The organism is Flavobacterium jumunjinense (genome assembly GCF_021650975.2).
Classification (GTDB): Bacteria; Bacteroidota; Bacteroidia; order Flavobacteriales; family Flavobacteriaceae; genus Flavobacterium; species Flavobacterium jumunjinense.
Genome location: NZ_CP091285.1, coordinates 666,863 through 682,416, shown reverse-complemented (window position 1 = coordinate 682,416; position 15,554 = coordinate 666,863). Strand labels below are relative to the sequence as shown.

General features: G+C 29.2%; 12 protein-coding genes. 7 read left to right on the top strand and 5 right to left on the bottom strand.

Features of this window, described 5'->3' with window-relative positions:
• The 6 genes from L2Z92_RS03315 (at nucleotide 1) to dusB (ending at nucleotide 10,491) form a co-directional block, all read left to right on the top strand.
• Nucleotides 1–1,179, top strand: a complete 1,179-nt coding sequence (locus L2Z92_RS03315; protein WP_236457429.1) for a DUF2062 domain-containing protein — start codon at nucleotides 1–3, stop codon at nucleotides 1,177–1,179.
• Between the two features lie 2 nt (nucleotides 1,180–1,181).
• On the top strand, nucleotides 1,182–4,883 hold the full coding sequence (locus L2Z92_RS03310) for a 1-acyl-sn-glycerol-3-phosphate acyltransferase (protein ID WP_236457428.1): 3,702 nt from the start codon (nucleotides 1,182–1,184) through the stop codon (nucleotides 4,881–4,883).
• 1 nt (nucleotide 4,884) lies between these two features.
• Entirely contained in the window at nucleotides 4,885–6,405 is a 1,521-nt protein-coding gene (locus L2Z92_RS03305; RefSeq protein WP_236457427.1) for a phytoene desaturase family protein, read from the top strand.
• The gene (locus tag L2Z92_RS03300; protein ID WP_236458900.1) at nucleotides 6,401–8,086 is read left to right on the top strand and encodes a C45 family autoproteolytic acyltransferase/hydolase; all 1,686 of its coding nucleotides are present in this window, start codon (nucleotides 6,401–6,403) and stop codon (nucleotides 8,084–8,086) included. Before L2Z92_RS03305 ends, L2Z92_RS03300 begins: the two co-directional genes overlap by 5 nt.
• Complete coding sequence (locus tag L2Z92_RS03295; protein WP_236457426.1) at nucleotides 8,083–9,381, top strand: AMP-binding protein; 1,299 nt, start codon at nucleotides 8,083–8,085, stop codon at nucleotides 9,379–9,381. Before L2Z92_RS03300 ends, L2Z92_RS03295 begins: the two co-directional genes overlap by 4 nt.
• A gap of 111 nt (nucleotides 9,382–9,492) precedes the next feature.
• A complete protein-coding gene (gene dusB / locus L2Z92_RS03290) occupies nucleotides 9,493–10,491 on the top strand; it encodes a tRNA dihydrouridine synthase DusB (protein WP_236457425.1) in 999 nt (332 codons plus the stop codon).
• A 58-nt stretch (nucleotides 10,492–10,549) separates the two neighbouring features.
• Here dusB and L2Z92_RS03285 read toward each other — a convergent pair whose 3' ends face one another.
• Genes L2Z92_RS03285 through mvaD form a run of 5 tightly spaced genes read right to left on the bottom strand, consistent with a single transcriptional unit; the run spans nucleotide 10,550 to nucleotide 14,913 of the window.
• On the bottom strand, nucleotides 10,550–10,909 hold the full coding sequence (locus L2Z92_RS03285; protein ID WP_236457424.1) for a nuclear transport factor 2 family protein: 360 nt from the start codon (nucleotides 10,907–10,909) through the stop codon (nucleotides 10,550–10,552).
• Nucleotides 10,910–10,967: 58 nt separating this feature from the next.
• The gene (locus L2Z92_RS03280) at nucleotides 10,968–11,867 is read right to left on the bottom strand and encodes a pseudouridine synthase (protein WP_236457423.1); all 900 of its coding nucleotides are present in this window, start codon (nucleotides 11,865–11,867) and stop codon (nucleotides 10,968–10,970) included.
• Nucleotides 11,868–11,895: 28 nt separating this feature from the next.
• Nucleotides 11,896–12,816 (bottom strand): geranylgeranylglycerol-phosphate geranylgeranyltransferase, encoded by a 921-nt coding sequence (locus L2Z92_RS03275; protein ID WP_236457422.1) that lies wholly within the window; start codon nucleotides 12,814–12,816, stop codon nucleotides 11,896–11,898.
• A gap of 45 nt (nucleotides 12,817–12,861) precedes the next feature.
• On the bottom strand, nucleotides 12,862–13,800 hold the full coding sequence (locus L2Z92_RS03270) for a mevalonate kinase family protein (RefSeq protein WP_236457421.1): 939 nt from the start codon (nucleotides 13,798–13,800) through the stop codon (nucleotides 12,862–12,864).
• Between the two features lie 36 nt (nucleotides 13,801–13,836).
• On the bottom strand, nucleotides 13,837–14,913 hold the full coding sequence (gene mvaD / locus L2Z92_RS03265; RefSeq protein WP_236458899.1) for a diphosphomevalonate decarboxylase: 1,077 nt from the start codon (nucleotides 14,911–14,913) through the stop codon (nucleotides 13,837–13,839).
• 81 nt (nucleotides 14,914–14,994) lie between these two features.
• Here mvaD and L2Z92_RS03260 point away from each other — a divergent pair, with 81 nt between their 5' ends.
• On the top strand, nucleotides 14,995–15,471 hold the full coding sequence (locus L2Z92_RS03260) for a TspO/MBR family protein (RefSeq protein WP_236457420.1): 477 nt from the start codon (nucleotides 14,995–14,997) through the stop codon (nucleotides 15,469–15,471).
• Nucleotides 15,472–15,554: the final 83 nt, after the last annotated feature.

The window sequence follows — 15,554 nt, the reverse complement described above, 5'->3', positions numbered from 1 at the left end:
ATGGAGTTTAAGACCGTAAAAGATAGTATCGATAAATTTAAAGTTTGTGTTATTGTGCCCACATATAATAACGACAAAACTTTAAAGCGTGTTTTAGATTCTATATTAGAATATACTGATCAAGTAATTATAGTGAATGATGGTTCTACAGATGAAACATCAACTATTTTAAATGTTTATTCAAACTTAATTCAGGTTCATCATCCTAAGAATTCAGGAAAAGGAACTGCATTGAGAAATGGTTTTAAAAAAGCAATAGATTTGGGCTATGAATATGCAATTACTATAGACTCAGATGGGCAACATTTTTCTTCGGATATTCCAAAGTTTATAAATGAAATAACTCTAAATGATACTGTTTTGCTTATTGGAAGTAGAAATATGGCTCAAGATGGAGTTCCGAAGAAGAGTAGTTTTGGAAATAAATTTTCTAATTTTTGGTTTTGGTTTGAAACAGGAATTAAATTAGAAGACACACAGTCTGGCTATAGATTGTATCCTTTAAAAATGATTCCGAAGAAATATTTTACCAATAAATTTGAATTTGAAATTGAAATAATTGTTCGATCAGCATGGAAAGGAATAACGGTTAAAAATATTCCTATTCAAGTTTTGTATGATCCTTTAGAAAGAGTTTCTCATTTTAGACCTTTCAAAGACTTCACAAGAATAAGTATATTGAATACAATATTAGTTATTATAGCTATATTTTATATAAAACCTAGAAATTTACTTTTTAGCTTAAAAAAAAAAGGAATTAAGAAATTCATTCTAGAAAACATACTTCATAGTCAAGATAGTCCTTTAAAAAAATCATTATCTGTTGCGTTAGGAGTTTTTATAGGTATTTGTCCTTTTTGGGGATTTCAAACCCTACTAGTTATTGGTCTATCTGTTTTTTTTAAACTAAATAAAGCAATCTCTTTTGCAGCTTCAAACATAAGTATTCCTCCATTAATACCTTTTGTTATTTATGGTTCATTAAAAATTGGAAGTTTTTTTATTGAGAATAACAATCCAATTCAATTAAATAAATCAATTACCTTTGACGATGTTCAAAACAATATTCTACAATATCTTGTTGGAAGTTTTGTTTTGGCTTCATTGGCAGCAATTGTCTTTGGTTTTGTTAGTTATTTATTCTTAATAATTTTTAGTACATTTAAAAATAAAAAATAATCATGCAAAATTTTTTTATTGCAATTAATTCTTATGTAAATAGGAGAAAATTATTTTCTGTTTTACTTTTTTTTGTATTCTTTTTAATTGTAGGGCATTTTGCTTTTAAAATTCAATTTAGTGAAGATATAACTAGATTAATCCCAACGAACGATAAAACTAGTACAACAACAAAAGTTTTAAATCAATTAAATTTTTCAGATAAAATTACGGTAAAGATTTCTTTAGAAGGAGAAAATGAGGCTGAAGTTTTATCAGAAATGGCAAACCTTTTTATAGATGATTTAGATCAAGAATGCAAAGGTTATATTGAAGAAGTACAAGGGAAATTAGACGATGAGAATCTTGAAGAAGTATTTGATTTTGTATATAATAATTTACCTCTATTTTTAGATGAAAAAGATTACCAATCTATAGAAAATAAAATTCAAGAGGATAGTATTTCAAAAATTGTTGAATCAAGCTATAAATCATTAATATCTCCAACCGGAATTGTATCAAGAGATTTCATTCTAAGAGATCCATTAGGTATTTCTTTTATAGCGTTGAAAAAAATGCAACAGCTTAGTATTGGAGATGATTTTCAACTACAAGATGGTTATATTATTACAAAAAATAAGAAAAATATTCTGCTTTTTGTAACACCAGTATTACCTACAAATGAAACGGATAAGAATACTGTTTTTGTTGATAAATTAAACGCAATTAAAGATAGTCTAAATACGCAATTTAAGGACAAAGCATCATTAAGTTTTTTTGGTGCTACACCTGTTGCAGTAGGTAATGCAACTCAAATAAAAAAAGACGTACAATTAACATCAATTTTTGCTGGAATTGCATTAATATTAATTCTTGCTTTTTTCTATAGAAGTATAACAACTCCAATAATTATTTTTATACCTTCATTGTTAGGAGCTGTTTTTGCTCTTGCTATTTTGTATTTTACAAAAAGTAGTGTTTCTGCTATTTCTCTTGGGATTAGTTCAATATTATTAGGAGAAACGACAGATTATTCAATCTATGTATTAACGCATTTGAGAAATAATAAAGATGTTAAATTGCTCTACAATGATATTTCAAAACCTTTATTGTTATGCGGAATTACAACTTCAATAAGCTTTCTGTGTTTGTTTTTTATAAAATCGGAAGCATTGAAAGATTTAGGAGTTTTTGCAGCTCTTTGTGTTACTGCTACTTCTGTTTTTTCGTTGATTTTAATTCCTTTATTGTATAAATTTAAAAAGGAAAAATCAATTATTGGTATAAAAGTTTTTGGTGGAGAAAAAAATATTTTGGACAAGTTAGCGGCTTATTCTTATCATAAGAATAAATTTTTTGTCATAGCTATGCTTGTTCTCTTAATAGTAAGTTCATTGTTTTATTCTAAGGTAACTTTTAATAATGATTTAGCGTCACTTAACTTCATGTCTGCTGAATTAAAACAAACCGAAAAGGAATTAGAAAAAATTACTGATGGAAATTCAAAATCGATTTATTTAGCCAATTATGGCGATAGCTTTGATGCCATTTTAAAAGATAATAATACACTTTTTAAAATTTTAAATGCTAATAAAGAAGATTCGAAAATAGTTAATTTTAGCTCCATTGGAGGATTGGTGTTTTCTGAAAAAGTTCAAAATGATAAAATTGCATTATGGAATTATTTTTGGAGTAATTCAAAGAAAAATGAATTGAAAGAACGATTAATTAGCGAAGGAAATAAATACGGATTTAAAGAAAGTTCATTTGAGAATTTCTACGATCATTTAGAAATGCAATTTATTCCTGTTTCTATTGCTGATTATAAAAAAATAAAATCATTTTTCATAGAAGAATTTGTTGCTCAAAAAAACGGTTTTCATACTATTTCAACAATAGTTAAGGTTTCTAAAGAGAAAAGAGATGCTTTTGTAGAAGAGATTAAAAAACAACCCAACCTTGTTGTAATTGATCGTCAGCAAACAAACGAAACTTTTCTAGGTACATTAAAAGATAATTTCGGAACATTAATAAACTATTCATTTATTGCAATGTTTTTCATTCTCCTATTTTCATTTAGAAGAATAGAATTAGTGATTGTGAGTATTATTCCTATTATGATAAGTTGGGTTTTTACAACTGGTTTAATGGGGCTTTTTGGTTTACAATTTAATGTTATTAATATTATAGTCTGTACATTAATTTTTGGAATTGGAGTAGATTATAGTATTTTTATGACTTCAGCATTACAGAAAGAGCATACGTATGGAAGAAGTGAATTGCCTACTTATAGAACATCGATAATGCTTTCTGTTGCTACAACAATATTAGGTATTGGAGTTTTAATTTTTGCAAAGCATCCAGCATTAAAGTCTATTTCAATAATAGCAATTATTGGAATATTTTCTGCATTATTGATTACGTTTATTGTGCAACCTTTAGTTTTTGCTTTTTTTGTTACAAGTAGAGTGAAGAAAGGATTGCCTCCTTTTGAGATTAAACGATTAATCCATTCTATTTTATCTTTTATTTATTATGGTTTGGGTGGTTTTCTTTTGTCAATTGTAAGTGTTTTATTGATGAAGATTTCACCAATGTTAAAAGGTAAAAAATTAAAAATATTTCATTCTGTATTGTCGAAGTTTATGTTGTCCGTTTTAAAAACGTATCCTTCAAATAAAAAAACAGTAATAAATAAAACAGAAGAAAAATTTGAAAAACCAGCAGTGATAATTGCAAATCATACTTCTTTTTTGGATATTCTAGCTATCGGAAGCTTAAGTCCGAAAATTATTTTCCTAGTAAGTGATTGGGTATATAATTCTCCAATTTTTGGTAAAGGAGTGCGTTTAGCAGGTTTTTATCCTGTTTCTAGTGGTATCGATAATGGTGTTGAGCATTTACGTTCTAAAGTTGAACAAGGTTTTTCATTGATGGTTTTTCCAGAAGGAACGCGTTCAGAAGATAATACTGTAAAACGTTTTCATAAAGGAGCTTTTTATCTTGCAGAGCAATTTGAATTAGATATTGTGCCTGTAATTATTCATGGTTATTCTGAAGTACTTCCAAAAGGTGATTTTGTTATTAATGGTGGTGCAACAAACGTAGAAATATTACCAAGAATTTCTTTCGATGATGAGTTTTTTGGAAAAGATTATAGTGAGCGAACAAAAAAATTAAGTTTATTTTTTAAAGAACAATACAAAAAGAAAAGGATTGAGTTAGAGCAACCTGACTATTTCAAGAAAAAGCTTTTCAATAGTTTTGACTATAAAGAGTCAATTGTTGTTAATCAAGTAAAAGATGATTTTAAAGAGAAGGCATTACTGTATCATAAACTAAATGAGTTTATTTCAGAAAAGGCTAAAATTTTACATATTGCTAATGATTATGGTCAATGTGATATTTTGTTGTTATTGCAACAATCCCAAAGAGAGATTACCTCTTTTATAGCGGATGAAGAAAAGAGAGGTGTTGCTAAAACCAATTACCTAATTAAAAAAAGGAAATTAAACTATATAGATATTTTTGAAACTATATTGCAAAATAAATATAATGTAGTTTTGTTCTCCGATAAAAACTCAAATGTTGAGATGAAAGATATACTATCAATTTCAGATTGTATTATTCTATTAGATGCTGAAAAGTATAAAGAAGATGTACTTTTAAAGGATTTTGTGTTAGAAAGTGAAGAAGATAAAATAATTGTTTTAAAGAGAAGATAGAATGAAAGAACAGTATGATATAGTCATTGTGGGAAGTGGATTAGGCGGATTAGTTTCTGCACTTATCCTAGCCAAAGAAGGCTATAGCGTTTGTGTGCTTGAAAAAAATAATCAGTTTGGAGGTAATTTGCAAACCTTTGTTAGAGATAAGACTATTTTCGACACAGGAATTCATTACATAGGAGGATTAAGTGAAGGTCAAAATTTATATAAATATTTTAAATATTTAGGTATAATGGACGACTTAAGGCTCAAAAAACTGGATGAGGATGGTTTTGATATAGTATCGTTTGAAGATACAAATGAAGAGTTTCCTCATGCCCAAGGCTATGATAATTTCATTAACCAATTAGTTAAATGTTTTCCTAAAGAAGAAGCGGTAATTAATCAATATTGTGAAAAGGTAAGAAATGTATGTGATTCATTTCCGTTATACAATTTAGAATGGGAAGGACAGTATGAAAGTGAAATACTTTCTGTAAACGCAAAAGAATATATTGATACAATAACAGATAATGAAAAATTAAAAGCTGTTTTGGCAGGAACGAATTTTTTATATGCAGGAATTCAAGAGAAATCACCTTTCTACGTTCATGCTTTATCTGTAAACTCTTATATTCAAAGTGCTTATAGATGTATAAACGGAGGGAGTCAAATTACAAAACAGTTAATTAAGCAGTTAAAAAAATACGGAGGAGAAGTCTATAAGTATAAAGAAGTGACTAACTTTAATGTTGAAAATAATAAAGTGACTTCTGTAGAAATGAAAGATGGTTCGAGCGTATCTGCAAATTATTTTATTTCAAATATAGAATTGAAAACGACTTTAAAAATGGTCGGGGAAGAGCATTTTAGAAAATCATTTTACAAAAGAATCCAAAGTCTTGAAGGTGTGATCTCTTCATTTAGTTTATATATTGTTTTTAAACCTGAAACTTTTAAATATTTTAATAATAACTTTTATCATTTTAAGGATAGTAAAGGTGTTTGGACAGCACATGAATATAATGAAGAATCTTGGCCAAAAGCTTATATGGCATCAATGAATTCTTCTGGTGAAGATGAGCAATGGGCAGATGGAATGACATTTATTACATATATGCATTTTGATGAATTAAATGCATGGGAAAGCACATTTAATACTGTTGCAGAAAAAAATAATAGGGGAGAAACTTATGAGGAATTTAAAAATAGAAAAGCAGAAGTTTTTTTAAAAGAGATAGAAATAAAATTCCCAGGAATTAGAGACTGTATAAAATCAGTGCATACTTCAACTCCGCTTTCATATAGAGATTATATTGGTGGTCACAAAGGAAATATGTACGGTTATGTTAAAGATTCAAATGAGCCAATGAAAACTTTTATTCCTACTAAAACAAAATTAGATAATTTGCTTTTAACTGGGCAAAGTGTAAATATGCATGGTGTTCTTGGTGTAACAATTGGAGCAGTAGTTACTTGTTCAGATATTGTTGGGAAAGAATATTTAGTGAATAAAATTAAAGATTTTTCAATTGATTGATAGCTATAAAATAATTCTAAAAACTAGTGTTTTAATTAGTAGCTTCTTTGTTTTGTTACTATCCTCTTGCGGTACATCAAAATCATTAGCCCATAAACCAATCACAGAAGGTTATAATGATCAGTTACCAATAATTAAAAAAATATCAGATACACAATATACTTCTGGACATAACTTTTTTCTAAAAAACAAACAAAACCTTTGGGAACTGTATGTTGAAGGAGATCCGTTAGAAAGAGGTTTGTTAATGGGATCATTGACAGATTCTTTGCTTAAAAAACAAGAATCGATTTTCTTTTCTAAAATTGAAGAAATTGTACCTTCAAAATTTAAACTAAAATTGCTTCGGTCATTTTTGAAATGGTATAATAGAAAATTATATTTGAATGTTCCAGAAGAATATAAAACAGAGATTTATGGAGTTTCAAAATTTACTTCACATGATTTTGATTATATCGCTCCTCAATATTTAAGAAGCTTATACCTTCATGGAGCTCATGATATTGGACACGCGCTTCAAGATTTAGCACTGGTAGGTTGTTCTTCTTTTGCAGCTTGGGATGATAAAACAGAAGATGGTAATTTAATAATAGGAAGAAATTTCGATTTCTATGCTGGAGATGAATTTGCAAAAGATAAAGTTGTTGCTTTTGTTAAACCAGATGAAGGATATCCTTTCATGATGGTTACTTGGGCAGGAATGGTTGGTGTGTGTTCTGGTATGAATAATGAAGGGTTAACGGTAACAATAAATGCAGGAAAATCTAAGATTCCTTTAATTGCAAAAACACCAATATCAATTTTAACAAGGGAAATTCTTCAATATGCTAAAAATATAGACGAAGCCATAGTTATAGCAAAAAAAAGGAAAGTTTTTGTTTCTGAATCTATTATGATTGGAAGCGCACATGATAATAAGGCGATACTAATTGAAGTAGCACCGAACGGTTTTGGAGTTTATGATGTTCCAAACACTAATCAGCTTATCTGTTCCAATCACTTTCAAAGTGAAAGTTTTGAAGAAGATAAGAGAAATCAATTGCAAAAAATAAATAGTCATTCAAAATATCGTTTTGATAGAATGGAAGAGTTGATAAAGTACAATGAAAAGATTAATCCTCAAATTGCAGCAAATATTCTTCGAAATAAAGACGGACTAAATGACTTGCCATTGGGATATGGAAATGAAAAAGCATTAAATCAATTATTAGCACATCATGGAGTTATATTCAAACCAAATGAAAAAAAAGTATGGGTTTCTGCAAATCCTTATCAATTAGGAGAGTTTGTTTGTTATGATTTGAATACTATTTTTAACGATGAGAAATTGGAAAATAGAGTATCATCTTTAGAAACAGAACAGATGAATATTGCTAGAGATGTCTTCTTAGATACTGAAGCATATAAGAATTACGAAAAATTCAGAATTGAAGATAGAAAAATGGATGCTTTTTTAGAAAATAATCAAGATTTTTCTGTTGAATTTGTAGCGAATTATCAATCTTTAAATCCCGATTATTGGGTTGTACATTATAAAGTAGGTTTGCATTTTTATAGAAAGAAACAATATAAAGAAGCAAAGGTACATTTTGAAGAAGCTTTGAAAAAGGAAATAACAACATTACCATCAAGAAAAGAAATTGAGAAATATTTGTTGAAAATTAATAAAAAAATACAATGATTCCAGAGATTGAAACTAAAACCGAGCAAGAAATAAAGTTCTTTCAAGAAGAAAAATTGATGGATTTGTTGAAATATGTTAATGAAAATTCTCCTTATTATAAAAAACTCTTCAAAGAGAATAATATAGAAATAAGAAATATAAAAACCATAGAAGATTTACAATTATTACCTGTAACTAATAAGGAAGATCTACAACGGTATAATGATGATTTCATGTGTGTGCCAATATCTAAAGTTATAGATTTTGCTACTACATCTGGAACATTAGGTGATCCTGTTACTTTCGGACTTACAGATAGTGATTTAGATCGATTAGCATATAATGAAGCAATCTCATTTGATTGTGCTGGCATAAAAGAAGGAGATGTTGTGCAGTTAATGACAACAATGGATAGAAGGTTTATGGCCGGATTGGCTTATTTTCTTGGACTGCGTAAAATGAAAGTTGGTGTAGTGAGAGTAGGAGCAGGAATTCCTGAGTTACAATGGGATTCAATTTTGAAATACAAACCAAGTTATTTAATTACAGTGCCGTCATTTTTATTGAAGATGATAGAGTATGCAGAAAATCATAATATAGATTTTAATGCATCCGGAATTAAAGGTGCTATTTGTATTGGTGAACCGCTTAGAAATCAGGATTTTTCTATGAATATTTTATCAAAGAAAATAACTGATAAGTGGAATATTGATCTTTTTTCTACCTATGCATCAACAGAAATGAGCACTGCGTTTACAGAATGTGAACATTCAATTGGAGGTCATCATCACCCAGAATTAATTATCATTGAAGTTTTGGATGAAGAAAATAAACCAGTAAAAAATGGAGAGCCAGGTGAGTTGACTTTTACAACTTTAGGAGTTGAAGCTATGCCTTTAGTCCGTTTTAAAACAGGAGATATTGTTCAGCTTCATGAAGAACCTTGTACATGTGGAAGAAACACAACAAGAGTTGGTCCAGTAATTGGACGTAAAAAACAAATGATAAAATATAAGGGCACAACTTTATATCCGCCTGCAATGATTGATGTTCTTAATGATTTTGATGCTATCGAGTGTCATATTATTGAGGTGTTGACGAATGAAATTGGTACAGATGAAATTGTGATAAAAATAGCAGTAAAGGATGAAAATCCTGTTTTTTTACAAGAAATTAAAGATCATTTTAGAGCAAAATTGAGGGTGACTCCTAAAATTGAATTCGCTACAAAAGAAAGTTTGAATAAGTTAATTTTCAATCCAATGAGTAGAAAACCGATTAACTTCTTTGACAAAAGAAAAAACGATTTTTAAAGAGTTTGTGTATTGGTGTTTGTAATCATTTCATAGTTAAATATTTATAGATTGTAGCTTTATGATTGATTACGCCAAAAAATGTGTAATTTTGCAAAAAAAATAAAGACAATGCCCAAAATTGGCAATATAGAATTACCAGATTTTCCGCTTTTATTAGCGCCAATGGAAGATGTTAGCGATCCTCCGTTCAGACGTTTGTGTAAATTACACGGTGCAGATTTAATGTATTCTGAATTTATTTCTTCTGAAGGATTAATTCGAGATGCAATGAAAAGCAAACAAAAACTTGATATTTTTGATTACGAGCGACCAGTTGGTATTCAGATTTTTGGAGGAGATGAAGAAGCAATGGCATTAAGTGCTAAAATTGTTGAAGCCGTAGAACCAGATTTAGTAGATATTAATTTTGGATGTCCTGTAAAGAAAGTAGTTTCTAAAGGTGCAGGAGCAGGTGTGTTAAAAGACATTGATTTAATGGTTCGTTTAACGAAAGCTGTTATTAAAAGCACACATCTACCTGTAACCGTTAAAACGCGTTTAGGTTGGGACGATAGTTCAATTAATATTGATGAAGTTGCAGAAAGACTTCAAGATATTGGAGTGCAGGCCTTAACAGTTCATGCAAGAACAAGATCTCAAATGTATAAAGGGCATTCAGATTGGACTCATATTGCAAGAGTTAAAAACAACCCAAGAATAACAATGCCAATTTTCGGTAATGGAGATATAGATTCACCAGAAAAAGCGTTAGAATATAAAAACAAGTTTGGATTAGATGGAATGATGATTGGTCGTGCAGCGATTGGTTATCCTTGGATTTTTAATGAAATTAAGCATTTTTTCAATACTGGCGAACATTTGGATTTGCCGACAATGAAAGATCGAATAGAAGCTGCAAGAAATCATTTAATCTGGTCTGTAGAATGGAAAAACGAACGTGTTGGAGTTGTAGAAATGCGTAGGCATTATACAAATTACTTTAAAGGTATTCATAGTTTTAAAGAATACAAACAAAAGTTAGTGACTACAGATGATTTACATCAGTTATTAGATGTTTTTACAGAAATTGAAGATGTTTTTGGAGATTATCAGTTCACTGAACAATAATTTTTAAAATAAATAATAAAAAAAGACTATTTAAAATGTTTTAGATAGTCTTTTTTTATTATCCATGATATACTCTAGAGAATATAATTTTTCCTTCTCTAATTTCTAATACTTCAGCAATAGACATATCTTCTTCGTTCTCTACTTGTCGGATATATTCCATGAAAACGCGGTCAGTGTTTGCTGTAAGTGATGTTACTTTGTAATGTAGATTTGGTAATCTTTCAAAAGCGTCCTTCCACCAAAAATGCATAGCGCTTTTGCCTTCAATTAACCCATTTGTTTCTGGTTGACGTATCTTTAGTTTTGGACTAAAATGTTTTGCCTCATCATCATATAATGCTAAAAGTTTTTCAAGATTTTTTTCATTGAAAGCTTCAAGCCAACGAAAGGCAATAGATTGTGATTTTTCTGGCATTTTTTAAGAGTGTTTCCACAGATTACAAAAGTGTTGTAATCTGTGGTGTAAGAAAGTTTTAGCTATTCTTTAAGTTTATGATTTCTTGCTCTGTTAAGAATCTCCAATTTCCTCTTGGAAGGTTTTTCTTTGTTAATCCAGCAAATGTAACTCTGTCTAATTTGATTACATCATATTTAAGGTGTTCAAAAATCTTACGGACAATTTTTACATTGGCAGTTTTCATCTTGATTCCTATTTCACTTTTTGGTTGATCTTCGATATAAGTTACTTCTTCAACATAAACTTTATGCTCATCTATCGTTATTCCGTTTGTAATTCGTTCTAAATCTTCATATTTTAAGTTCTTGTCTAAAGTAACTTGATATAGTTTTGAAGAACGTTGATTTGGAGTTGTAAATTTACGAGCCATATCGGTATCGTTAGTAAAAAGTAATAAACCAGTAGTGGTTTTGTCCATTCTTCCAATAGGTTGAAGGTTTCCTTTACTTGCTCCTCTAATCAAATCTAATACATTTCCATCTCCTTTAGCATCATCTCCAGCAGTAGAAAAGTTTTTAGGTTTGTTTAATAAAAGGTATTCTTTCTTTTCTGGAGTAATTGTACTTCCATCAAATTGAACTATATCTGTTAATTTAACTTTGTAGCCCATTTCAGTAACGGGAACTCCGTTTACTTTTACATTACCACTCTGAATATAAATGTCTGCATCTCTACGACTACACATTCCTGAGTTAGAAATGTATTTGTTTAGACGCATTTCATCTGGATTAGATGGCGCTTTTGGATTAGACGGTGCTTTTGGTGTTCTGGGTGCTTTTGATTCTGATGGTTTTACAGAAAACTTTGATGGTGTTTTTCTAATAGGAGCATTTCCTTTAGAATTACTAGCTTTCTTAAAACCGCCTTGTCTTCCAGAGCCTGGCTTGCTTTTATCATTTCCTTGGTGACGTGTCATTCTCTAAATATTTTATGCAAAGATATGACTAATAACTTGATATTAGTTTCTTTCCATGTATCAAAACGATAGGATCTATTAAAATAATACAAAAAACACCACTAACAATTATAAATTTTAATAAAAAATGTAATTTAAGATAATCTGTTTTTTGTTTTGATTTCCATAATTTAAGTAGAAAGAATATTAACATTATCAAACTTATGTAGAAATAAATATCCATATAACCTACATCGTAAACATCAATTAGGAAATAGACAGGAATAATTGTAGAAACGGTAATGATTGAAATAATTATTTTTGCAATTTTTTCGCCAAATAGTACAGGAATTGTTTTGTATTCGTTTACTAAATCGCCTTCAATGTTTTCTAAATCTTTAATTAATTCACGAATAAAAATAAGGAAAAATAAGAATGTTGCATGAGCAAAAATTACATTATAGAAGTTTTTATAATACATTAAAATTCCAAAAAATGGGAGGATTGCTAATATTGCAGCAGTTAAATTTCCAATTAGAAGGATTTTTTTAATTCGATGCGAATAATACCAAATTAGAAAAATATAACTTGAAAAAAACAAGACTGCTTTCCAAGAAATGAAGCTTACCAAAGTAACTACTAAAAAGTTGATTGTGAAATAGACTTTTAACTTGGTAGATTGACTAACCAATCGGTCGATCATTGCTTTTTTAGGTCTATTAATTAAATCTTTTTTAGCATCGTAAAAATTATTAATAATGTATCCTGATGCAATGGTTAAGAACGAGGCTAAAACGATTAGAAACATTTTCCAGTCTAATAGAATGTCTAAGGCTCTTTCTTCTGGAGCTAAGATGAAAATAGCAGACAAGTATTGTGCTAGAGCAATTACCCAAATATTATAACCTCTTATTACAGAAAAAAAACTTAATATTTTTTTTAAAAAAAACTTAGATTTTCTATTTAGCATTTAGATTTTTAGGTTGTGTGTGGTAATAGCTTTCCTGTCGTCTAATTAAAAATTATATACTACTTCTAACTTATAATCTTTTAATGATGTTTTTGCTTTTTCTAAGTCTTCTGTGAAACCAAGAATATATCCACCACCACCAGAACCACAAAGTTTTAAATAATAATCATTTGTTTCAATTCCGTTTTGCCAAATTTGATGAAATTGTTCTGGAATCATTGGTTTAAAATGATTTAAAACAACTTTCGATAGTTTTTTTGTATTGGCAAACAACGATTTTATGTCGCCATGTAGGAAATTGTCAACACAAGCATCAGTATGTTTTATGAATTGTGATTTCAACATTTTTCTAAATCCATTATCTTTTAGATTTTCCATGAAAATACTAACCATTGGAGCAGTTTCTCCAACAATTCCAGAATCGATTAAGAAAACTGCACCTTTTCCTTGTGTACTTTGGCTAGGAATTCCAGTTGGCTCAATATTATCTTTTGAATTGATTAATATAGGTAAACTTAAATAACTATTTAAAGGGTCTAACCCAGAACTCTTTCCATGGAAAAAAGATTCCATTTGAGAAAAAATAGCTTTAAGTTGAAGTAATTTATCGCGAGTTAAGTTTTCTAAAACTGTAATTTTAGTTGTAGCATATTTGTCATAAATAGCAGCAACCAAAGCACCACTACTTCCAACACCATATCCTTGTGGGATACTAGAATCAAAATACATTCCATTAGCAATATCGCTTTTCAAAGCAGTTAAATTGAATGTAACTAATTCTGGTTGATTGTTTTGTAGCGTTGTTAAATAACCAGTAAAATTATCTAAACTTCTATTAGACGCAATAGCTTCAGAAGATGGATTTTCGTCTGTTTTTAAAGCTCCTTTATAAAAATTATAGGGAATAGAAAGACCTTTAGAATCTTGAATAATTCCATATTCTCCAAAGAGTAATATTTTTGAGTAAAATAATGGTCCTTTCATAAATGATAAATTTCAGGTTTAAGTAAAGATACAAAATTAATATGATTTTGCACCATCTCCAATTTGGTCGCAAATATACTGCTCATTTTGGCAATAGCCAACTAATTCATTCTTAATAAAATCTAAAACTTTCTCCTTGTCTTTTTCCGGATATAAAACATGAACATTTGCACCTGCGTCTAAAGTGAAACAAACAGGAGTTTGCGTTTCTGTTCTATATTTCCAAATACGATTAATGATTTCTAAAGTGTTAGGTTTCATTAAAATAAAATAAGGCATTGAAGTCATCATCATAGCATGAAGAGTTAAGGCTTCGCTTTCTACGATTTTAATAAATTCAGAAATAAGTCCTTCTTTTAAAATTGTTTTAATTTTGGATAGATTTTCATGCGCTTGTTCAAAACGCTTTTCAGCAAAAGGATGATTGTGCATCAATTCATGTCCAACAGTACTTGAAACTTGTTTTTCTCCTTTGTCGACTAACAGAATTGTATCCTGGTAGTTTTTAAAATTACTATGTATGTTTGAAAATTCAACACCAAATAGATTAGAGTTTTTCGAATTTTCTTTATTTTCTCCCCAAACTACAACTTTTCCTTTTATACTTCGGCAAGCACTTCCGCTACCTAAACGAGCTAAAAAAGAAGCTTTTGAATAAAAATAATCATCTGAAATAGAAGGGTTAATTGTTTTTTCTAAACTCATAATGTTCATCGCTAATGCTGCCATTCCTGATGCAGAAGATGCGATTCCAGAACTGTGAGGAAATGTGTTTTCTGTATCAATGCTTAGGTGATATTCTTTTAGAAAAGGACAATAAAGAACAATTCTTTCTAAGAATTTTTGAATTTTAGGTTTGAAATCTTCTTTTGGTTTTCCTTCAAATAATAAATCGAATGAAAAGTTTTCATAGCCTTCTTTTTTAGTTGCACTTAGCTTTGTAATGGTTTTGCAATTTTCTAAAGTGAAACTGATTGATGGATTGGCAGGAATTTGATTCTCCTTTTTACCCCAATATTTAACTAAAGCAATATTACTTGGAGCGCTCCAATGGAAGTTAGCGGTGTCAACTTGTGAATAATTAGAAGCAATAAAATCTTTTTCAGAAAACATAGATGAAATTTTTGGTAAAAATACCATTTTTGATTTATTTGTTTCTCTCTTTATTCGTTAATTTGTTGCAAAATTATAAGGATGAGTAAATATTTAAAAATACTATATGTTGTGGCTGTTTGTTTAGCAGCGGGTTATTTGTCTAGTTTGGTAACGCAAGCTAATATAGAAACTTGGTATCCAACGATTAAAAAACCAATATTTAATCCGCCTAATTGGGTTTTTGCTCCTGTTTGGACGCTTTTGTTTATCATGATGGGAATTGCAGCGGGTTTAGTTTGGGATAAATTAAAAGAGAATAGAGAATTGGTTAAAAAAGGATTGTTTCTTTTTACAATACAATTGTTGTTGAATATTTTTTGGTCTTATATATTTTTTAGTTTAAAGAATTTATTACTTGCTACTATTGAAATTGTTCTCTTATTGTTGATTATTTTCGAAACGTATACTGTTTTTAAGAAAGTTGATAAATTAGCAGGAAGATTATTAATCCCTTATTTAGTATGGGTTTCTTTTGCAACTCTATTAACCGCATCTATTTATTTTCTTAATTTTTAAGTCCGTTTTTTCTTAAAGGTTTAATTTTTAGGTTTTTATAATTGTTTTTTTGTTAATTTTCCCTATTTTTGAGTGAATTCAAA